This is a genomic window from Streptomyces sp. SAT1, from assembly GCF_001654495.1.
Taxonomy (GTDB): Bacteria; Actinomycetota; Actinomycetes; order Streptomycetales; family Streptomycetaceae; genus Streptomyces; species Streptomyces andamanensis.
The window spans coordinates 3736329-3756120 of record NZ_CP015849.1 but is presented as its reverse complement, the minus strand read 5'-3'; the positions used below and the strand labels follow the sequence as shown (position 1 = coordinate 3756120).

Below are 19792 nucleotides of genomic sequence, written 5' to 3'. Positions count from 1 at the left end.
CGCCTCATCATGCCAGTACGCGCACCCCCCGGCCCCCGCGTGCCCGGCCCGCCGCCCCCCGGCGGCGACCCGCGGGGACATCTCACCCACGCCGGTCCAACTCCCCTTGTTTCCCTCCGGTTTGCCCTTCCGGCCGAGCGCTCCCACACCCTAGGTTGGGAAGTACGTTAAGCCTGCTTAACCCCCCACTGTCGTTCCCTGCCGCTGTGAGGTCGGTCGCCGTGTCCGGACGCCCTGTCGCCCGCCCTGGTCGCATCTCCGCACGCCATGTACGAGGACTCGGCGCGGCCCTCGTCGCCGTGGCCGCCCTGGTCGCGGCCGCCAACGCGGGCCCCGCCCCCACGACCGAACCCGATCCCGGGCAGCAGGTCGTGGTCCAGGGGCGTTAGGGCCTGTGTGACACAATCCCGGTTTGACGGGAAACGGGCGGACGTTCCCCTCGTCGCATCTCTGCGGAGGGCTCATGACCAGGGGCTTCTGGCGCGTGACGGGCTCGTTGGCGTTGGCGTTCTCCCTGGTGACCGGCTGCGCCCACGCCGACCGGGGACCGGCCGCCACCGCGATCACCGTGTGGATGTACCCGGTGATCGCCGATCCGCGGGCGAGCGCCGCGTACTGGAAGCAGGTGGAGCGGGCCTTCGCGGAAGCCTCTCCCGGCGTGCGGCTGACCGTGGCGGAACTGCCCTGGGCCGACCGGGACAGCAGGCTCACCGCCGCACTCGCGGACGGCACCGGGCCGGACGCCGTGCTGCTGATGCCGGACCAGTTGCCGCGCTTCGCCCTGCGGGGCGCCGTCGCCCCCGTGGGTGACGTCCTGGAGGACACCGCCGGCAAGTTCCTCCCCTCGGCGCTCGCCGCCGCCACGGTGCGAGGGGAGATCTACGGTGCGCCGATCTACCAGACCGTCACCACCACGCTCTACAACAAGCGGCTCCTCGACGACGCGGGCGTACTCGCGCCACCGGCCACCTGGAAGGAGGTCGAGGCGGCAGCGCCCAAGCTGCGCAGGAACGGTGTCGCCCTCCTCGACTACTCCGCCGCGGACGACGCGACGCTGAACCTCAACTTCTACCCCCTGCTGTGGCAGGCCGGCGGCCATGTCTTCTCCCCTGACGGGAAGAAGGCGGCCTTCAACAGCGCCGCGGGGGTGCGGGCGCTCACTTTTCTCACCACCCTCTACGGAACCGGTGCGATACCTCCGACATCGACGACGAGCACCAATCGCCTGGCCGACGAGGCGCTCGGGCGGCAGCAGGCCGCCATGGGTTATTCCGTCGACCCGGCCGACGCCGATCTCGCGGCGCGGACCTGGGGTGCGGACAACGTGCTCGTGGGTGCGCCGCTCAGAGGACCGGTGCAGGAGAGCGCGTTCGGCGCCCCCGGGGTCCTCAGCGTCAACGCGGCGTCCCGGCACCAGGCGGAGACACGGGAGTTCCTGGCCTTCATGACCCGGCCGGCCCAGATCAAATCGCTGAGCAGGGCCAGCGGATACCTCTCACCCCGTGCGGACGTCGTCGTACCGAACGCCTCTCCCTACGCGAGGCAGTACCAGGAAGCCCTGGCCAGCGTCTCCCCCGGCGAGCCCAACCCCGTCTCACGGCAGGTGATGCGCCTGCTCGCCCCGCAGATCCGGGCCACGCTCACGGGACGCAAGAGTGCCCGGCGCGCGCTCGACGACGCGGCCGCGGCGGCCGACGCCCTGCTGGCCCGCTCCTCCTGACCCCTCAGGCGCGCCGCCCCGCCCGGTCGACCAGGCCGGTGGTGACCCGGCTCGCGACGGCCAGCACGGTTCCCTCGGGCACGGAGGGTCCGGTGGACCCGTCGTCACCGGCGGCACGGTCGAGCCCGGCCACATAGCGGATCCCCCGGTAGGCGAAGGTGTCCGGGTCGAGCAGGACCTGCATGCGGCTGCGGGCGCCGGGATCGTCGTGCGCCGCGCCGCCGAGTCCGAACGCCAGGACGCGCCGGCCCAGGCCGTCGGTCGTCCGCACCGGGGCCTTCGCGTCGTCGAGGGCGGTGATGACGCCGTGGATGGTCCGGGCCTTGTCCGGCGGCACCTCGGAGGCGCCCGACAGCAGTTCGGCGACGTCCACCAGGTCCCGTTCCGCGCGGGACAGCCGGAGCGTGTAGGCCTGGTGCGTGGGCACGGATCTCGCCCTGATCAGGCGCAGCGCCCCCTGCGGGTCGGCGGGCAGCGCGGCGATCAGAGCATCCGTCTCGCCGGGCGCGAGCATCTCCCACCCGTCCTGGAAGCTGCCCTTCCACACGTCGACGTCGTCGGGATCGTCCGTGCTGTCGTCCGGTGTCGCCAGCGCTCCCCCGTCGTAGCGGATCCACCGCTCCTGATAGGCCGGCTCCGCGCTCTTCCCCCGGCACGGCCGTGCGGAGGAGCCGAGACTGAAGGAGCCGACCTCGCTGTAGCCGTGGGCGAGGGTGCCTGTGCCGCACCACCGGGTGTCCCAGCGCACCTTCTGGTAGACCCACCGGTCCGCGCGCGGGGCCGCGTCCGCCGGCGCGGTGCGCTCGGGCCGCAGGAGCAGCGTGGACACGAGGGCCGTCGCCACCACCGCGACGCAGGCGGTGACCACCTTGAGCCGCCACGCGGGCGGGCGCCCCGGCGCCGCGCTGACCTCGTCCATCAGACGCCGCCGGGCCGACGCGAGCCGGGCCGGGTCGGGTACGGGGACATCGGCGCGCAGCTTCCGTACCGCGCTGATCTCATCCACTTCGGACCACCCGGGGAAAATCGTGTACGAACGCGGGGTTCACCCCGCCGAGCGCGCCGCGGACCTTCCTGCGGGCCCGGTTGAGACGTGAGCGCACCGTACCCACCGGGATGCCCAGCGCCTCGGCGACCTCCTGGTAGCCGAGGTCGGCCCAGGCGACCAGGAGCAGGACGTGCCGGTCGCCCGGCGCCAGCGCGGCCAGCGCGCCGGCCAGGAGCGCCTGCGCGGCCTGCGCCGTCACCCGGCTGTCGCTGCGGTCGGTCCAGGACTCGGCGACGGGGTCCAGCCCGGTGCGGGCCAGTGCCTTCAGGGCCCGCACCTCGGAACGGCGCTGCTTGCCGATGAGGTTCGCGGCGATCCCGTAGAGCCAGGGTCTGGCGTTCGGCCGGGTGAGGTCGTAGCGCGCCCGGGTGCGGAACGCGGACAGGAACGTCTCCGCGGTGATGTCCTCGGCCGCGTCCTCACCGAGGCGCCGGGCCGCGTACTGGTGGATCACGGACGCGTGGCGGTGGTAGAGCTCGCCGAACAGCTCCGGCCTGGCCAGGGAGTCGGCGATGACGGAGGCGTCGTCGGGTCGGGCGGCCGTGCCGTTCACGCGCTCTCCGTGTCTGCCAGGGGGCGGTTGCACCCGTTCTTACCCGCAGCGCTCGAACGGGTTCATGGAGTGGTCGTGAACCCGTTCGAGCGCTGCGGGTAAAGACGAGTGCCGCAGGAGCGGCACCCGGGCGCCTTCAGAAGGGAAGCACCATGCAAGCAGCGGTGAGGACCGCCGCCGTACGAACGGCCGGTGCGCTGACCGCCGTGATCGCGCTGCTGACCGCGCTGGTCGGCACGGCCGGGCCGGCGCGCGCCGCGGCGGCGCTGCCGGGGGGCAAGGCCAACTGGGTCGTCTCCGTGGGCTACATGGACCTGGCCTCGAAGAGCAACTACCGCAACTGGGTACGGCTCGGGTACTACGCCTTCCAGCCGGACGGCACCGTGGTCACCAACTACTGGAGCTGGAACCAGCGGGACCAGCCGGTGCGGGTGAACGCGCTGACCGCGGACTGCGGCGGAGAGGTCCCCACCTGCCCGGTGCGGACCGTCGAGGGCTTCACCGGTGACCCGACGGGCGGCTTCCGGGGCACCTTCGGCCGGACCTCCGACGGGCGCCTCGCCGTCACCTGGACCGCGACCGCCTCGGGCGCCGCGCTGGCGCAGCCGCTCACCGAGTACTGGAACCTGACGACCGGCCTCGCGGACGGGAAGGCCGCGCGGATCACCAGCCCGACGTTCTACGGCGCCTACGGCAACGACGTCACCGTCCCCGCCGCCGGCGCCTTCTCCAGCTACACGGCGAACTTCGGTGTCGGCTACGGCAGCAACGCCTCGCTCAGCCGCACCAGCCGGGCCACGATGAGCCGGCTCGTGCAGGACGCCCGCTACGGCGCGGAGCCGTACCGCGGCGCCTTCGTCGTCGCCAAGGCGTCCTCGTCCGACCCGGCGACCCGGCAGGGGATCGTCGGCCGGGAGGGAACCGGTGGCGGCTGGACCTTCGGTGCCGCCGCCGACCCATGGCGGCTGTGCGGCGGCGACCCGTGCATGGGCTGGGTGCAGCACAACACGTCGTGCGCGGCCGCGGACGGCGACACGGCACGGGTGCGCTACATCGGGGAGGTGGGCGGCGGCAGGCGCAACACGGAGGAGTACTGGTGCCGGACGCTGGCCCAGGGACAGCCCTGCTACGCGTACAACTCCCATCCGCGGCCCCTGCTCCAGGTCATCGACGACTCGGGTGAGTTCCAGGGCTGGGTCGGTGTCGAGGCCTTCACCCATGTGGCGACCCGCACAGGGCAGCCGGACGGCAACTGGATCGCCGGATACTGGGGGATTTTCGACATGGTTTCGGCCGACCTGAAGCCGGAAATTCCATCCTGATTCTCCGGCTCCCGCAATGCGCCACGAAAGGGCATTGACACCCGGAGAGCACACCGAGAGGATTCACCCGGAAACACAGAAACACAGAAACACGGAAACGGCAGAGAAAAACAAAGCCGTTTCCGACCGGGATGACCCAGAAAGCGGAGGGAAAAATGCGTAAGCTGCTCAGCGGCACCGGAATAGCGGGTGGCGTCGCCGCACTGCTCATCGCCGCAACGGGAACCGCCACCGCGGCCCCGGTCGGCTGGAACATGCCCGGAGGACAGGGCAGCACCAGCGGAAGCGTCGAATTCTACAACCGCTCCGTCGGCGTCACAGGCACGGTCCAGTCGCACATCGGAGGCTGCATCCAGGTTCAGATCACGACGTTCCCGGGCGCCAATTACGAGACCCGCACGGCATGCAACACGCATTCCACGGGATTCAACTTCACCATGGTCACGGACTTCCCCGGAGGCGCCTCCTCGGTGGATGTCAGCCTCTATCATCTGCTGGATGATTCCGGGGCGGTCGAATGGCTCGGATCGAAAACACTGAACCGGCCCTGAACGATCCGGCGCCCGTAGACCCGTAGACCCGTAGAAAAGAATCTGCGGGCCGCCCGCGCGGGCGGCCCGCAGGCCGGGCCCGGTTCAGTCCGGCAGCACCTTCCTCAGCGCCTCGTCCAGTTCGGCGGCCAGGGCCGCGTCGGTCGGGGGGTCGTCGGTGAACAGGCGGCCCAGTTCGGTGGTGAAGGTCTGGGTGAAGGCGCCGTAGAGCGGGGTGCGGGGGCGGGGCACCGCGCGGGTGAGGGCGGGCAGCAGGATGCGGCGGGCGTAGTCGGGGCGGCCGGCCGCGTCGCGCGGCATCCGGTCGGTGCTCTCCCCGGTGGGGGCCGGTGAGGGGACCGCCTCCACCGTGCACCGCACCCGGTCGTCGGTGTACGCCGACGTACGGGTCGCGGCGAACCCCGCGTCCAGCAGGCAGCGTTCGCTCTGCGCGCTGGTGAGGTAGGCGATGAGCTGCGCGGCCTTGCGGGGCCGCTCCGAGGACCGGGCCACCGCCAGGTTCTGCCCGCCGAGCACCGCCCAGCCGGGCAGCGGCGCCACGCCGAGCTGCCGGGACGAGAAGGTCTGGTGCAGCGTGCCGTAGGCGTAGGGCCACTGCCGCAGGAAGGCCGTGCGGCCGCTCGCGAAGTCACTGAGCGAGGCGGCCTCGTCGGAGGCGAGGGCGTGGTCCAGGGTGTACGGCTTCTCCGTGCGCCGGCGCAGCTCCGCGATGCCGTCGGCGAGCTCCTGGCGGGTCGCGGTGTAGCGGCCCGACTCGTCGGTCAGGGCGAAGTCCTTCGTGGCGGAGGCGAACGCCTCGATGGCGTTGACCGTGCGGCCCTCGTAGGCGGCGAGCTGCGTCGTCCACGCCTTCTCGAAGCCCTTGGGCGGATGCGTGTCCAGGACGTCGGCGAGATCGCGCAGCCGCTGCCAGGACGTGCCGGGCCCGAGCACGGGATCGCGGACCCCGGCCTCCCGCAGCTGGTCGAGCCGGTAGTACAGCAGCCCCACGTCGGTGTTGAACGGCACCGCGTAGACCCGCTTCTTCCAGTACGCCGTGGCGGCGACCGAGGCGATGACGTCGCCGTCGAGCGCGCCGTCCGGCAGCGGATCGACCAGCGCGGCCTCGGCGAACTCCGGCACCCAGGTCACGTCCAGGTTGACCACGTCGTAGTCGGCGCTGCCCGACTGGAGCGCGCCCAGCAGCTGGCTGCGCTGCTCGTCGGCCGAGCCCGGCAGCTCGACCAGCCGCGCGTGGTAGCCCGTGTTCTCCTTGTCCTGCTCCCGGTTCCAGGCGTCGATGAGCTGCTCCCGGACGCCGTTCTTCCCGGTCACGTCCCGGCCGCTGGCCACCACGATCTCGCCAGGCACATCGGCGGAGGGCGACCGCTCCGCCTCCGGCCCGCCCCCGCCGGTGCAGCCCGCGACCGCGGCCAGCACCAGCAGCACGGCCGCCGCGACCGGCACGGGCGCCACCGGTGACAGGGCCCGCGGCAGCCGCCCGCCGCGCCGGGTCCGCCCCCCGCGCCGGTGCCCGGTCCCGCGCCGTCTCATCAGTCCTCCCCCGTCCCCACCCGCGCCACCTCGTCGTGCAGACCGGCGCCGAGGTCGTCGGCCGTGTCCAGGCAGCGGCCGTGGCTCGCCTCGGCGACGGCGGCCGCCGGGCGGCCCCGGTCGCAGGAGCCGGCGACCAGGGACACCATGTCCACCGGGACCTTCCGCTGCCGGGCCCGCTCCAGCACCTGGGCGAGGTTCCGGCCGGTCAGCCGGTCGTCGTCCTCGTCGTCGGTGATGTAGACGATCAGCTGGGGCCGCTTGTCGTCGGCGCCGCGCTCCGCCATCGTGTCGAGCGCGTCGAGCAGCGCCGCGTGCGGATCGGACTCGGCGTCGCGCACCCGCGCCGCCGCGTCCACGCCGCGCTCGGCGTCGGCGCGCCGGTGATGCCCGAAGGGCAGCACCTCGTCGTGGTGGCGGCCCCCGGGACCGTCGTACACGCCCCACACCCCGTACTCGTCCTCGTCACCGAGCCCGCCCAGGGACTGCTTCAGGATGCCGGGGCCGCCGCTGGGACCCGGCCATCGCGTGTGCATCGAGCCGGAGCTGTCCAGCAGGTAGAGGACCCGGCCGGGGCCGTTCGCGCTGCGGTAGCGGCCGAGCGCGGTGTCCACCGCCGTCCGCGCGGCGGCGCCCGGCAGCGGCCCCGCCGCGCGCAGCACCCCGGTGTCGGCGGGGCCGCCGCCGAGCAGCGGATGCCCGGTGCCCGTAGCGGAGCGGAATCCGGCGGCGGCGAAGGCGGCGAGCCCGTCCCGGCCGGTGAGCCACGCGTGGAAGCGGTCCACCGCGTCCGCCCGGACAGTGGCGTCCCGGTCCCCGCCGTCCCAGGCGACCCGGACGAACGTGGGCGTGAGCGCAGGTACGTCGGACGGGTACTCGGCGCTCCGCGGCACCCGGGTGTTCTTGGCACAGCCCACCCCGCTGACCAGCAGGAACTCGGGGACCAGGGCGGCGGTGCGGGCGTCCGCCGCGCGGTCGGCGGGCAGCGCGCACAGCAGGTCGGCGGCGGTCGGGGCGGGCGGCCCCGCGGTGCGCACCCCCTGCTCGGCGGCGCGCGGGTCGGCGCCGCCGCCGTAGAGGCCGACCGTCGCCAGCAGCGCGGAGTCGGTGACCTCCGGGTCGGCGCGCAGCACACCGGCCGCCGCGTCCCGCGCGCGCAGCTGGGCGAACAGCCGGGCCAGCGGCAGCCCGGTCCGCTCCTCCGCCCGGCTCCGGGCGAGCTTGCGCGGCACGGCCAGCACCACCGGCGAGTACGCGAACGGGCCCGCGTCGGGCCGCAGTTCGGCGAAGCTGCGCTCGGAGCGGTCGGTGCCGACCCGGGCCACGTCGGTGCCCGAGGCCGGGATCCAGACGTCCGGCTGCGGGCCGATGTCCCGCTGCGGGTTGGTGTCCTCCTCGCGCGGCTCCTGCCAGGCGTCGGTCTGCCGGCGCAGCGCGGTGACCGCCGCTCCGGCGCCCGCGCTGTAGACGGTGATGCCGGTACGGCGGCAGCCGTGTCCGGCGTCGTCGGCGCCCGAGGCGAGATAGGCGTCCGCGGCGGTGCGGACCACCGGCTCCAGGTCGGGGTCGGTCAGCACCCGCAGTTCGAGGGGCGGACGGCAGGCGGTGGCGGCCCCGGCACCGATGAACCGGGACGCGATGACGTAGCCGCCCCCCGCCAGGACCAGCACCAGCGCGACGGCCACCCCGGCCCTGCCCCACCACCCGAGCCGACCGAGCCGTCCGAGCCGCCCCGACCGTCCGAGCCACCGCACCCCGGCGCCGGTCAGCGCCCCGGCCGCCCCCACCGTCCCCAGCAGCCCCGCGAGCACCCGCCGGACGCGGACCGCCCCCGGCCCGGACCGGGGCTCGCGGGGCCCCGGCGGAGGCGGCGGAGACTCCGGCACAGGCGGGGACGGGGACGGGGGCGGTGACGGAGGCGGCGGAGACGGCGCGGGCGCGGGCGGCGGCTCCGGGTGCGGGCGGGGCCCCGACCGCAGCAGGACGTCCGTGTCCGGCGCGGCGGCGAGCTGCGGCTCCCAGGGATCGTTCTGCGTGGTCGTACGGCCCGCCCCGAGCATCCGCGCGCGCACCCGCCCGTAGACCTCCAGCAGCGACCGGTCCCCGCCCGCCTCCAGCAGCCGTACCAGCTCGTCGGTGAACGGGGTCGGGCCGGTGCCGTCGCCCGCGTCGATGAGCCGGTTGGCCTGCACGCTCATCAGCAGCAGGATCTTGTGCCGGCCGGGGAAGTCGTGCCACACCTTGGCGGCGTTGCCCGCGTAGCAGCAGTCGAGGATCACCACGATCCGCTCGGCGCCGCTGCCCGCGAGCACCGTGAGCACCTCGGTGAACGAGGTCGCGTTCGGGAAGACGGCCTGCGCGCCCGCGACCACGCGCGCGTTGCGCATCTGGAGGAACAGCTCGTTGCCCGCGCTCGGTACCGCGCCGTGCCCGGCGAAGTAGCACAGCAGCAGCCCCTCGGCCTCGTGCGCGGCGCGGCGCAGATCCTCGCCGAAGTCGTCGTGGGAGGGCGAACGGCAGTCGGTGATCTCCCGGTCCGCGAACACCCCGCCCCGCAGGGCCTGCCGCAGTCTGCTGACGTTGTGCCGCACGGCGGGCAACTGCCCGGCCACCCCGTCCCACGCGACCGGCTTCGTGTGCTCGTACTCCGACACGCCGACCAGCAGCGCCCGGTTCACCCGCCCCCTCGGGTCGAAGCGGCCCACGGCCCTACTCCTCGCCGGAGTTCACCGGATCGACGCGCTGCTCGGGCGGGTGTCCGGGCTCCACCCGGCGGCGGTTCTCCCGCCAGGCGGCCACGGCTCGTCTCGTCTGCTCCAGCAGCTCACCGAAGACCACTTCGGCGCCCGCACCGGCCAGGACCAGCAGGATCTCCATCCCGGCGCCCATATGACCGGGCGGCGCGTCCGAGCGCGGCTGCTCCAGGATGTGCAGGCGCCCGTCGGCGACCAGTTCCTCCAGTGGATTCTCCCGCTCCAGCCACGCCTTCAGCGCGTCGATGTCGCGGTTGCTCGCGCTTCCGTCCAGCCGGACCCGGATCGCTCGGCCGGCCACGCCCTCCCCCTCAGCCATGACTCACCATTCTGGCACCGCGCACGCGCCCTGGGGAGAGGGCGTGCGCGGCCGTCCGGCGCCGTCGCCCCCGTCAGTCCTGCGTCTGCAACTGCCGCAGCTGCCTTCGCACATGGTCCAGCGCACCCTGCTGCCGGCCCGGCACCCGGTCGCGCAACTCGGCCAGCAGCGGCCCCAGTTCACGGGCGCGCTCCGCCTCGCGGATCTGCCCCCACTGGTGGTGCGCCCGGTCCACGGCGGCCTCCACCTGCGGCGCGCCGGCGCTCTGCCCCATGGCCAGCCGGGTGGCGGCCACCGCCAGCCAGGTACGGCAGCTGCGGGCCGCGTCCCCGGCGAACATCGCGAGGTCGGCGCGGACCTCGCTCCAGTGCAGCGCCTCCTCGGAGGCCGCCCCGTGCTCCCGTACGGCGTCCTGCTCCCAGCGGGCGGCGAGCGCGTCGGCGTCGCCGTGCCGCCCCGACTCCACCCGGGCCGCGATGGCCGCGTGCGGGTCGGCCGCCGCCGGGCGCCCCGCGGCGAGCACCAGCCCCGGCCCGGCCGCCGCCCCGCGCGACCCGGCGCCCTCCTCCACGGCCAGCCGCGCCAGCGCCTGTTCGTGCAGGTGGGCCACCGGCGGCCGGTGCCCGCTGCGCAGGATCGTCGCCACCGCCTTCATGTACGCGGGCTGGGCCACCCCGCGCCGGGACGGCGGCGGTGCGACCCGGCCGTACACGGCGATGTTGCCGCCCGTGTCCAGCGGGCGTTCGTGCAGATGGCGCCAGCTCTCCTGGTCCGCGTACAGGTCGGCGACCAGCGTGGTGGTGCCGTCCGGGCGCAGCCGCAGCTCCTCGCGCAGCCAGTGCCAGGGCAGCGCGGTGTAGCGCACGGTGGCCGGGGCGGTGCGGGCCAGCGCCAGGTGCGGCAGGTGCTGGCGGCGGTCGAGCTGGAGCTGTCCGGTGAGGAAGACGGTCAGCGGCCCCGGGGAGGCGGCGGCGGCCCGCAGCCGGGTGAGGACGGCCTGCGGCTCCAGCGGGTCGGCGAGTTCGACGACGCTCGCGGTGGGCGTGCCGGACAGGACGGCGGGCTCGACGGCGGCCAGCACGGGCAGCACGGACGCCGCGTCCACCAGACGGCCCTTCCCCACGGGCGAGGCCGCGAGCAGCAGCACGGTTCCGGGCATGGTCCCCCCGCGGTGTTCCGTTCGTCGGTCGCGTACGTCAGCACCGTAACCGCTGCTGGTGCGCGGGCGGATGCCGGACCGGGAACATCCCTCCCCCGTGCCGACTTGCCGCAGCCGCCCGGCAGGTGTGCTCTGGTAGGCGGGGGCGAGGAGCAGAGGAGCCGGGGAGGCACAGCGAGAGGAGCGCTCTCATGGTTCACGCCGCACCCGTGTCCGGCCGCACCGCAGGGGCCCGTGCCCGGCCTCCCCGGACGCCCGACGTCTTCAGCGACCGCGCCCATCTGATCGCCCGCTGGGCGGGCCCGTTCGCCATCGGGCTGGTCTATGGCTACTGGGCCGCCGCCAACCGGCGCTCCGGCGGTCCGATCACCGCCGGGAACGTGGCCTTCGGCTTCGTGACGGCGATCGTGTTCACGCTGCTCATGGCGGGCGTGCTGACCCTGGCCTCGCGCCTGCCGCGCGAACTGCACGCCTTCCTGTGGTTCCTGTTCACCGGCGCGGCCTTCGGGTTCCTCTTCGGCCAGTCCGGCCGCTCGGTCCTGCTGACCATCGGCCTCTCCCTGGCCTTCGGCGTGGCCGTGGGGCTGATCTGCTTCTACTGGGTCTACACGCACGAGGACGCCAGGGGGCGCCGCATCGGCTGACGCCCCGGCCGAGCGGACCGCGGCCCCGGCGCCGTCCGCGGCCCCGGCGCCGTCCGGGGGCGCGGTGCCGTCCTGGGCCGGGGCCTTCCCCATGCCCACCATGTCCCGCGTACTCTGCGTCGTCACCCGATTGCCATACGCCCGCTCGCGGCCGGCCCGGTGGAAGACTTCGCTGGGAGCGTGACCCGACGCCTGCGCAGCGGCCTGTCGGCCGTACTGATCGCTCTCTCGTGCCTGCTCGTGCCGTTCGGCGCGCTGTCGGCCTGGGCGGCGTACGGGCTCGCCGACACCGGCCGCTACGTCACCACGATGGCGCCGCTCGCCGCCGACCCGGACGTCCGCGACGCCATCGCGGACACCGTCGGGAACGGCATCGTGGCCGAGATCGGCCGGGTGACGGACGCCGGGCCCGCGCGGGCCGCCGTGACGCCGTTCGTGCACGACGCGGTCCGCTCGTTCACCCAGACCGCGGCCTTCCGCACCGCCTGGAACGAGGGCAACCGGGTCGCCCACGACGCCGTCCTGCGGGCCCTGCGGGACGGCCGCGACGGCCACGACCGCCCGGTCACCGTCGACCTGGCACCGGTCACCGCCCACGTCAAGGCCCAGCTCGCCCAGGACCACGTGCCGCTCGCGGGCCGCATCCCCGTCGCGCACACCGAGGTCGCCCTGCTCCCGGCCCAGGACCTGGGCCGCATGCGGAAGGAATTCCACGTGCTCGAAGTCGCCGGCTTCTGGCTGCCCGTCGCGGCCGTCGTGTTCGCCGTCGCCGGCATCGCCCTGGCCGCCCGGCGGCGCCGCGCGGTGACCGCGACCGCGCTCGGCACCGCCCTCGGCGGCGCGCTGCTCGGCCTGGCCCTCGCGGTGGGCCGCAGCCTGACCCTGGCCGACCTGCCGCAGGAGGTCTCCCAGCCCGCGGCCGGTGCCGTCTACGACGCCCTCACCGCCACCCTGCGCACGGCGTCCTGGCTGCTGGTGGCCCTGGGCCTGACCGTGGCCGCCCTGACCTGGCTCACCCGCCGCCGCGCACGCCGCACCGGGACCGGGACCGGTCCGCGCCCCCGCGCCCGGTTCCGCCTCGGGCTGCGCCGCCGGACGCCCGGGACACCCACCCCGCCCCAGCAGCAGGAGCCGACCCGCGTCGAGGCCTGATCCGGGCGGTCTTGACAGCGTCCGGGGCCCGTCACTCTCCCGTGACCGGGATCGTCATCGGGGGCCGCTAACCTTACGTGTCCGTCCTGGCCAGGGATCGACGGGATCAACTCACGCGAAGGGTTGCGCACATGGGCATTCTCACTCGCCTGCGGAACGCGTTCGGCCGGTCACGCAAGGGGCGTGCGGCCGAAGCAGAGGGTGCGGAGCAGGTGCCGGCCACGGAACCGGCCCCCGCCGCCGAGGAGCAGCCGGCGGCGGCGCCGAAGGTCCCGGCCCCGGCGGCCGAGCCCGCCGCGGAGCCCGCGCGGGAGCCGGAAGCGGACCCGGCTCCCGCCGCCGTGACGTCTCCCGCCCCGGAACCGGAACCGGAGCCCGCTCCCGCGGCCCGCATCCCCGACCCCCGCACGCCCGCCGCCGACGAACACGAACTGGTGGCCGCGGCCTTCGACAACGTCACGGTCCCGAAGCAGCCGGAACCCCGGGAGGCGGCCCCGGAGCCGGAACCCGAACCGGAGCCGGAGCCGGAGCCGGAGCCGGAGCAGGAGCAGGAGCAGGCCGCCGTGCCGGAACCGGCGGCGGGACCGGAACCAGTCCCGGAGCCGGAAGCCGAACCGGAAGCCGAGGTGGAACCCGCCCAGCCGCAGGCACAGGAAGCGGAGAAGCCGCAGGAGCCGGAGACACAGGCGGCACAGGAGCCGCACGAGCCGCACGAGCCGCAGGCGCAGGCGGCACAGGAGCCGCACGAGCCGCAGGCGCAGGAAGCGCACGAGCCGCGGACGGAGGAAACGCAGGAGCCCCAGGAGCCCCAGGAGTCCCAGGAAGCCCACGAAGCCCACGAAGCCCAGGCGGAGGACACCCCGCAGCCCCCCGCCTCCGAGGCGGAACCCCCCGCCGAGACCAAGCCCGCCATCCCCCTCCCCCGCCTGAAGTCCCGCGCCCCCGGCCTCACCACGGCCTACAAGGCCGCCACCGCCGCTCTCAGGAAGAACGACCTCACCGGCGCCCGCGCCCGGGTCCACCTCGTCCTCGACCGCTCCGCCTCCATGCGCCCGTACTACAAGGACGGCTCCGCCCAGGCCCTCGCCGAGCAGTGCCTCGCCCTCGCCGCGCACCTCGACCCGGAGGCCACGGTCCACGTCACGTTCTTCTCCACGGAGGTGGACGGCACCGCCGACCTCACCCTCACCGATCACGAGAACAAGATCGACGAGGTGCACGGCACGCTGGGGCGCATGGGCCGTACCAGCTACCACGCGGCGATCGAGGCGGTCCTCGCCCACCTCGACGAGCAGAAGACCGCGCAGGGGACGGCGGAGGGGACGGCGGACCAGCCCCCCGTCCCCACCCTGGTGGTCTTCCAGACGGACGGCGCCCCCGACGCCAAGACGCCCGCCACCCACGCCCTGGCCGACGCCGGGACGAGCCACCCGGAGGTGTTCTTCTCCTTCGTCGCCTTCGGCGAGCACGACAACAAGGCGTTCGACTACCTCCGCAGGCTGAAGACCGGCAACGCGTCGTTCTTCCACGCCGGCCCGGCGCCCCGCGAGCTGACGGACAAGGCGCTCTACGAGGGGGTCCTCGCGTCCTGGCGCCCGTGACGCACCGCGCCCGACGCACCACCCACCGCGCCGCCCGCTTCCCACCTCGTAAAACGGGAGGCGGGCGGCGCGGCCGTGTCGGCTACGATTTCAAGGTTCGTAGACAGTGTCGGACGGCCACGAAAGCCGCCGACCGTCACCCCACGTAGCGACTTGGGAGCAGCCCGCGATGGCTCGACACCTCATCACCAGCGCCCTTCCGTACATCAACGGGATCAAGCACCTGGGCAACATGGTGGGGTCCATGCTCCCGGCGGACGTGTACGCGCGCTATATGCGGCTGCGCGGCCACGAGGTGCTGTACATCTGCGCCACGGACGAGCACGGCACGCCCGCCGAGCTGGCCGCCAAGGAACGGGGCATCCCGGTCGCGGAGTTCTGCGCGCAGGCGCACGACGCGCAGAAAGCGGTGTACGACGGATTCTCGCTGGCCTTCGACTACTTCGGCCGGAGTTCCTCCCCGGAGAACGTGGAGATCACCCAGCACTTCGCCCGCCGCCTGCACGAGAACGGCTTCATCGAGGAGCGCGCGATCCGCCAGGTGTACAGCCCGGCCGACGGACGCTTCCTGCCGGACCGCTATGTGGAGGGCACCTGCCCGCACTGCGGCTACGACAAGGCGCGCGGCGACCAGTGCGAGAACTGCACCCGGGTCCTGGACCCGACCGACCTGATCAACCCGCGCAGCGCGATCTCCGGTTCGACGGATCTGGAGGTGCGCGAGACCAAGCACCTCTTCCTCCTCCAGTCCAAGCTCCAGCACGAGGTCGAGGAGTGGGTGGCCCGGCACGAGGACCGGTGGCCGCAGCTCGCCTCCTCCATCGCCCGCAAGTGGCTGACCGAGGGCCTGCACGACCGGGCGATCACCCGCGACCTGGACTGGGGCGTCCCGGTCCCGGCGGACACCTGGCCGGAACTGGCGGCCGAGGGCAAGGTCTTCTACGTCTGGTTCGACGCGCCCATCGAGTACATCGGCGCGACGAAGGAGTGGGCGGACCAGGACCCGGAGAACCGCGACTGGAAGTCGTGGTGGTACGAGGCCGACGACACCGTGCACTACACGGAGTTCATGGCGAAGGACAACGTCCCCTTCCACACGGTGATGTTCCCGGCGACCGAGCTGGGCGTGCGCGAGCCGTGGAAGAAGGTCGACTACGTCAAGGCGTTCAACTGGCTGACGTACTACGGCGGGAAGTTCTCCACCTCGCAGAAGCGGGGCGTCTTCACCGACCAGGCCCTGGAGATCCTCCCGGCGGACTACTGGCGCTACTTCCTCATGGCCAACGCGCCCGAGTCGGACGACTCCTCCTTCACCTGGGAGCACTTCACGGCGACGGTGAACAAGGACCTGGCCGACACCCTGGGCAACTTCGTCAACCGGGTGCTGTCCTTTTCCAAGAAGCGCTTCGGCGCCGAGGTCCCGGCCGGCGGTGCGCCGGGCGCGGCCGAGGAGCGGCTGGGCGAGGAGATCGCCCGGCTGCTCGCCGAGTACGAGGAGCAGATGGAGGCGCTCCAGTTCCGCAAGGCGAGCGCCGCGCTGCGCGCCCTGTGGTCGGCCGGCAACTCCTATCTGGAGGAGAAGGCCCCCTGGCTGGAGATCAAGACCGACCAGGACGGCGCGGCCCTGACCCTGCGCACGGCGATGAACCTGATCCACCTCTACGCGGTGGTCTCGGAGCCCTTCATCCCCACCACCGCCAAGGCCATGCGCGCCGCCTTCGCCCTCTCCGGCGACACGGCCCCCTGGGTCAGCCCCGACCAGGCCAGGGCCCTCACCGCCCTGCCCACCGGGACCCCCTTCACGGTCCCCCCGGTCCTCTTCGCCAAGCTCACCGAGGACGACCTGGCCACCTACAAGGAGCGCTTCGGCGGCACCGAGCAGTGACACGCCTCTCGAAGGCCCGGAAAGCATCCGCCCGGATCCGCTTTCCGGGCCTTTCGCATGCCGCTTCTCCGGTGACCGGAACGTTTTTGCGGAACTCGAAAGAGTGAACGCCCCCAGATAAACGGATATCCCACCACTCTTCCGGCCTAGTTTGCGCTCATGGTCACCGCAACACACGAGACCGCGCACCGGATCTTCCAGGAGCATCCGGAGGTTCTCGCACCCGCCTTCGAGGCGCTGGGTCTGCCACCGCCCGTGAAAGCCGACATCGAGGTGCTCTCCCCCGATGTCACCGAACTCCGGCCCATGGAACGCCGGGTGGACACCGTGCTGCGCATCGCGTCCTCCGCGGGCGACGACTTCATCGTCGCCGTCGAGACGCAGACGCGACGCGCCCCGGACAAGGAAGCCAACTGGGCGTACTACGTGGCGTATCTGCGCGCGAAGTTCGACCTGCCGGTCCTGCTCGTCGCCGTCTGCAAGAACCGCTCGACCGCCTCCTGGGCGATCGGCCCCTTCGAGTGCCGTGTCGGCCCGTGGATCACCCAGGCCACGCGCCCCTTCGTCCTCGGCCCGGACACGGTCCCGGAGATCACGGACGAGTCGATGATGGCGCAAAAACCCGCACTGGCGACCTTCACCGCCATCGTGCACAGCGAGAGCCCGAACATCGACGCCATACTGGACATGCTGGCCCGCGGCATGCGGTCCTTCGACTTGCAGACGGCCATGTACTGGTGCCAGTTCCTGGAAGTCGGGCTGGAGAACACTCCGGCCCGGGAGTCATGGAGAGGATTGCAGAAAATGGTCGCCACTTTCTTCCCCGGCCGGGGAACGCTCATCGAGGAGACGTACCTCCAGGGCGAGGCCGAGGGCGAGGCCAAGGGACGCATCGCCCTGATCCTGCGCACGCTGGAGAAGCGGGAGATCGGGGTCCCCGAAGAGGCCCACGAGCGCATCACCTCCTGCACCGACCTCGACCAGCTCACCACCTGGTTCGACCGGGCCCTGACAGCCGACTCGGCGGCGGACCTCTTCACCGGGGACCCGGAAGCCTCCGCCGACGGCCCACACGACAGGGGAGCCTGCGGATAATGGTCGCCACTTACTTCCCCGGCCGGGGCACACTCTTCGAGGAGACGTACCTGGAGGGCAAGGCCGAGGGCAAGGCCGAGGGCAAGGCCGAGGAACGCACCGCTCTGATCCTGCACGTACTGGAGAAGCGCGGGATCAAGATCCCCGACGAGGCCCGCGACCGGATCACCTCCTGCACCGACCTCGACCAGCTCACCACCTGGTTCGACCGGGCCCTGACAGCCGACTCGGCGGCGGACCTCTTCACCGGGGACCCGGAAGCCTCCGCCGACGGCCCACACGACAGGGGAGCCTGCGGATAATGGTCGCCACTTTCTTCCCCGGCCGGGGAACGCTCATCGAGGAGACGTACCTCCAGGGCGAGGCCCAGGGACATGCCGCCCTGATCCTGCGCACGCTGGAGAAGCGCGGGATCGGGGTCCCCGAAGAGGCCCGCGAGCGGATCACCTCCTGCACCGACCTCGACCAGCTCACCACCTGGTTCGACCGAGCCCTGACGGCCGAAGCGGCCGACGACCTCTTCGCAGAACCCGCCGACTGAAAACAGAACTCCGCCCTGAGCGCGAAAGCGGTCCGGAACCCCTGGGTCGGGGTTCCGGACCGCTTCTGCGATGTCGCTGTGCCGGGACGGCTACTTCGGCTGGGGCTTCTGGATCTTGAGGTGGAGTTCGCGGAGGCGGGACTCGTCGAGCTCGGTGGGGGCGCCCATCATGAGGTCCTGGGCGTTGCCGTTGAGCGGGAAGGCGATCGTCTCGCGGATGTTGGGCTCGTCGGCCAGGAGCATGACGATGCGGTCGACGCCGGGGGCGATGCCACCGTGCGGCGGGGCGCCGAAGCGGAGGGCGCGGAGCATGCCCGCGAACTCGCGCTCCACCGTCTCGTTGTCATAGCCCGCGATCTCGAAGGCCTTGAGCATGATGTCCGGCTCATGGTTCCGGATGGCACCGCTGGACAGCTCGACGCCGTTGCAGACGATGTCGTACTGCCAGGCCAGGATGTCCAGCGGGTCCTTGTTCTCCAGGGCCTCCAGACCGCCCTGCGGCATCGAGAAGGGGTTGTGCGAGAAGTCGATCTTCCCGGTCTCCTCGTCCTTCTCGTACATCGGGAAGTCGACGATCCAGCAGAAGCGGAAGACGCCCTCCTCGAAGTGCCCGGCGCGCTTGGCGGCCTCGACCCGCACCGCGCCCATGATCTTCGAGACCTCGTCGAACTCGCCCGCGCCGAAGAACACCGCGTGACCGGCGGCCAGGGAGAGGCGCTTGGTCAGCTCGGCGACGTTCTCCTCGGTGAGGAACTTCGCGATGGGGCCGGTCAGCGAACCGTCCTCGGCCACCCGCACCCAGGCCAGACCCTTGGCGCCCAGCGAGACCGCGTAGTCACCCAACTGGTCGAAGAACTTCCGCGGCTGGTCCTGGACCGCCGGGACCGGCAGCGCGCGCACATGCTTGCCGGCGAACGCCTTGAACTCCGAGTCCGCGAAGACATCGGTGAGGTCCACCAGCTCCAGCTGGGCGCGCAGGTCCGGCTTGTCGGAGCCGTACTTGAGCATCGCCTCGCGGAACGGGATGCGCGGGAAGGGCGAGGTGACATGGCGGCCGCCGCCGAACTCCTCGAACAGCTCCGTCATCAGCTGCTCGATGGGCCGGAACACGTCCTCCTGCTCGACGAAGCTCATCTCCACGTCGAGCTGGTAGAACTCGCCCGGCGAGCGGTCCGCGCGGGCGTCCTCGTCGCGGAAGCAGGGCGCGATCTGGAAGTAGCGGTCGAAGCCGGAGATCATCAGCAGCTGCTTGAACTGCTGCGGCGCCTGCGGCAGCGCGTAGAAGCGGCCGGCGTGCAGCCGGGAGGGCACGACGAAGTCGCGGGCACCCTCGGGGGAGGTCGCCGTCAGGATGGGCGTGGCCATCTCGTTGAAGCCGAGGGCGACCATCTTGTGCCGGATCGCGGAGACCACGGCGGTGCGCAGCATGATGTTGCGGTGCATGCGCTCGCGGCGCAGGTCCAGGAAGCGGTACTCCAGGCGCCGCTCCTCGTTGACCCCGTCCTCGGCGTTGATCGTGAACGGCAGCGGAGCCGCGGCGCCGAGCACCTCGACCGTCCCGACCTCGATCTCGACCTCGCCGGTGGGCAGCTCCGTGTTCACGTTCTCGGTTCCACGTGAAACAACGCTGCCGTCGACCCGGACGACCGTCTCCTTGGAGAGCTTGTCCAGCGCCTCGTACGCGGGCGTGCCGGGGCGGGCGACGAGCTGCGTGATGCCGTAGTGGTCGCGCAGATCGATGAAGAGGATGCCGCCCAGGTCGCGCCGATTGTGCAGCCAGCCACTCAGCCGGACGTCGGTGCCGACGTCAGAGGCGCGGAGCTCGCCGCAGGTGTGGGACCTGTACCGATGCATCGTCGTTCATCCAGTCTTCGCGGATCGGGGATCACCGGGCGGGCACGGCCCGGACCCACCCA

18 protein-coding genes are annotated in these 19792 nt (G+C 72.7%); 11 read left to right on the top strand and 7 right to left on the bottom strand.

From position 1 onward, the window contains the following. Nucleotides 1-221 precede the first annotated feature (221 nt). Both A8713_RS33585 and A8713_RS16280 read left to right on the top strand, forming a co-directional pair. Nucleotides 222-389 (top strand): hypothetical protein, encoded by a 168-nt coding sequence (locus A8713_RS33585; RefSeq protein WP_159393104.1) that lies wholly within the window; start codon nucleotides 222-224, stop codon nucleotides 387-389. A 74-nt stretch (nucleotides 390-463) separates the two neighbouring features. Then, a complete protein-coding gene (locus A8713_RS16280; RefSeq protein WP_064534236.1) occupies nucleotides 464-1720 on the top strand; it encodes an ABC transporter substrate-binding protein in 1257 nt (418 codons plus the stop codon). A 4-nt stretch (nucleotides 1721-1724) separates the two neighbouring features. On the opposite strand, the gene A8713_RS16275 is transcribed toward A8713_RS16280, so the two are convergent. Together A8713_RS16275 and A8713_RS16270 are read right to left on the bottom strand one after the other, a co-directional pair. Further along, on the bottom strand, nucleotides 1725-2726 hold the full coding sequence (locus A8713_RS16275) for a hypothetical protein (protein ID WP_064534234.1): 1002 nt from the start codon (nucleotides 2724-2726) through the stop codon (nucleotides 1725-1727). After that, nucleotides 2719-3321 (bottom strand): RNA polymerase sigma factor, encoded by a 603-nt coding sequence (locus A8713_RS16270; protein ID WP_173860857.1) that lies wholly within the window; start codon nucleotides 3319-3321, stop codon nucleotides 2719-2721. Before A8713_RS16270 ends, A8713_RS16275 begins: the two co-directional genes overlap by 8 nt. Before the next feature lie 152 nt (nucleotides 3322-3473). Between A8713_RS16270 and A8713_RS16265 the strand changes: the two genes are divergently transcribed. Together A8713_RS16265 and A8713_RS16260 are read left to right on the top strand one after the other, a co-directional pair. Continuing rightward, complete coding sequence (locus A8713_RS16265; RefSeq protein WP_159393103.1) at nucleotides 3474-4643, top strand: hypothetical protein; 1170 nt, start codon at nucleotides 3474-3476, stop codon at nucleotides 4641-4643. A gap of 155 nt (nucleotides 4644-4798) precedes the next feature. Next, entirely contained in the window at nucleotides 4799-5194 is a 396-nt protein-coding gene (locus A8713_RS16260; protein ID WP_064534227.1) for a hypothetical protein, read from the top strand. 84 nt (nucleotides 5195-5278) lie between these two features. Here the strand turns inward: A8713_RS16260 and A8713_RS16255 are convergent, their stop codons facing one another. The 4 genes from A8713_RS16255 to A8713_RS16240 form a co-directional block, all read right to left on the bottom strand. Further along, nucleotides 5279-6727 carry an extracellular solute-binding protein gene (locus tag A8713_RS16255; RefSeq protein WP_079158993.1) on the bottom strand — a complete coding sequence of 483 codons (1449 nt, stop codon included), beginning with the start codon at nucleotides 6725-6727 and terminating at the stop codon, nucleotides 5279-5281. After that, a complete protein-coding gene (locus A8713_RS16250; protein ID WP_064534225.1) occupies nucleotides 6727-9432 on the bottom strand; it encodes a caspase family protein in 2706 nt (901 codons plus the stop codon). Before A8713_RS16250 ends, A8713_RS16255 begins: the two co-directional genes overlap by 1 nt. A gap of 4 nt (nucleotides 9433-9436) precedes the next feature. Next, nucleotides 9437-9799: an effector-associated constant component EACC1 gene (locus A8713_RS16245; RefSeq protein ID WP_237305384.1), complete on the bottom strand. Its 363-nt coding sequence runs from the start codon at nucleotides 9797-9799 to the stop codon at nucleotides 9437-9439. Nucleotides 9800-9872: 73 nt separating this feature from the next. Next, nucleotides 9873-10958, bottom strand: coding sequence for a hypothetical protein (locus A8713_RS16240; RefSeq protein ID WP_064534221.1), 1086 nt, complete (start codon nucleotides 10956-10958; stop codon nucleotides 9873-9875). 191 nt (nucleotides 10959-11149) lie between these two features. Between A8713_RS16240 and A8713_RS16235 the strand changes: the two genes are divergently transcribed. The 7 genes from A8713_RS16235 (at nucleotide 11150) to A8713_RS16205 (ending at nucleotide 17876) form a co-directional block, all read left to right on the top strand. Further along, the gene (locus tag A8713_RS16235; RefSeq protein WP_064534219.1) at nucleotides 11150-11602 is read left to right on the top strand and encodes a hypothetical protein; all 453 of its coding nucleotides are present in this window, start codon (nucleotides 11150-11152) and stop codon (nucleotides 11600-11602) included. A 180-nt stretch (nucleotides 11603-11782) separates the two neighbouring features. Continuing rightward, nucleotides 11783-12754 carry a hypothetical protein gene (locus A8713_RS16230; protein ID WP_064534217.1) on the top strand — a complete coding sequence of 324 codons (972 nt, stop codon included), beginning with the start codon at nucleotides 11783-11785 and terminating at the stop codon, nucleotides 12752-12754. 131 nt (nucleotides 12755-12885) lie between these two features. Next, nucleotides 12886-14355, top strand: a complete 1470-nt coding sequence (locus A8713_RS16225; RefSeq protein ID WP_064534215.1) for a VWA domain-containing protein — start codon at nucleotides 12886-12888, stop codon at nucleotides 14353-14355. A 169-nt stretch (nucleotides 14356-14524) separates the two neighbouring features. Beyond that, nucleotides 14525-16240, top strand: coding sequence for a methionine--tRNA ligase (gene metG / locus A8713_RS16220; protein WP_064534214.1), 1716 nt, complete (start codon nucleotides 14525-14527; stop codon nucleotides 16238-16240). A gap of 159 nt (nucleotides 16241-16399) precedes the next feature. After that, a complete protein-coding gene (locus tag A8713_RS16215) occupies nucleotides 16400-17335 on the top strand; it encodes a hypothetical protein (protein WP_064534212.1) in 936 nt (311 codons plus the stop codon). After that, nucleotides 17335-17637, top strand: coding sequence for a hypothetical protein (locus tag A8713_RS16210; protein WP_064534211.1), 303 nt, complete (start codon nucleotides 17335-17337; stop codon nucleotides 17635-17637). Before A8713_RS16215 ends, A8713_RS16210 begins: the two co-directional genes overlap by 1 nt. Further along, complete coding sequence (locus A8713_RS16205; protein WP_064534209.1) at nucleotides 17637-17876, top strand: hypothetical protein; 240 nt, start codon at nucleotides 17637-17639, stop codon at nucleotides 17874-17876. Before A8713_RS16210 ends, A8713_RS16205 begins: the two co-directional genes overlap by 1 nt. Before the next feature lie 90 nt (nucleotides 17877-17966). Here the strand turns inward: A8713_RS16205 and aspS are convergent, their stop codons facing one another. Next, nucleotides 17967-19730, bottom strand: a complete 1764-nt coding sequence (gene aspS, locus A8713_RS16200) for an aspartate--tRNA ligase (protein ID WP_064534207.1) — start codon at nucleotides 19728-19730, stop codon at nucleotides 17967-17969. Nucleotides 19731-19792 lie beyond the last annotated feature (62 nt).

Coding starts and splice junctions, on each gene's coding strand:
- A8713_RS16280 (WP_064534236.1), top strand. CDS start 464: ATGACCAGGGGCTTCTGGCGCGTGACGGGCTCGTTGGCGTTGGCGTTC.
- A8713_RS16240 (WP_064534221.1), bottom strand. CDS start 10,958: ATGCCCGGAACCGTGCTGCTGCTCGCGGCCTCGCCCGTGGGGAAGGGC.
- A8713_RS16205 (WP_064534209.1), top strand. CDS start 17,637: ATGGTCGCCACTTTCTTCCCCGGCCGGGGAACGCTCATCGAGGAGACG.
- A8713_RS16225 (WP_064534215.1), top strand. CDS start 12,886: ATGGGCATTCTCACTCGCCTGCGGAACGCGTTCGGCCGGTCACGCAAG.
- A8713_RS16245 (WP_237305384.1), bottom strand. CDS start 9,799: ATGGCTGAGGGGGAGGGCGTGGCCGGCCGAGCGATCCGGGTCCGGCTG.
- aspS (WP_064534207.1), bottom strand. CDS start 19,730: ATGCATCGGTACAGGTCCCACACCTGCGGCGAGCTCCGCGCCTCTGAC.
- metG (WP_064534214.1), top strand. CDS start 14,525: ATGGCTCGACACCTCATCACCAGCGCCCTTCCGTACATCAACGGGATC.
- A8713_RS16210 (WP_064534211.1), top strand. CDS start 17,335: ATGGTCGCCACTTACTTCCCCGGCCGGGGCACACTCTTCGAGGAGACG.
- A8713_RS16235 (WP_064534219.1), top strand. CDS start 11,150: ATGGTTCACGCCGCACCCGTGTCCGGCCGCACCGCAGGGGCCCGTGCC.
- A8713_RS16215 (WP_064534212.1), top strand. CDS start 16,400: ATGGTCACCGCAACACACGAGACCGCGCACCGGATCTTCCAGGAGCAT.
- A8713_RS16255 (WP_079158993.1), bottom strand. CDS start 6,727: ATGAGACGGCGCGGGACCGGGCACCGGCGCGGGGGGCGGACCCGGCGC.
- A8713_RS16265 (WP_159393103.1), top strand. CDS start 3,474: ATGCAAGCAGCGGTGAGGACCGCCGCCGTACGAACGGCCGGTGCGCTG.
- A8713_RS16260 (WP_064534227.1), top strand. CDS start 4,799: ATGCGTAAGCTGCTCAGCGGCACCGGAATAGCGGGTGGCGTCGCCGCA.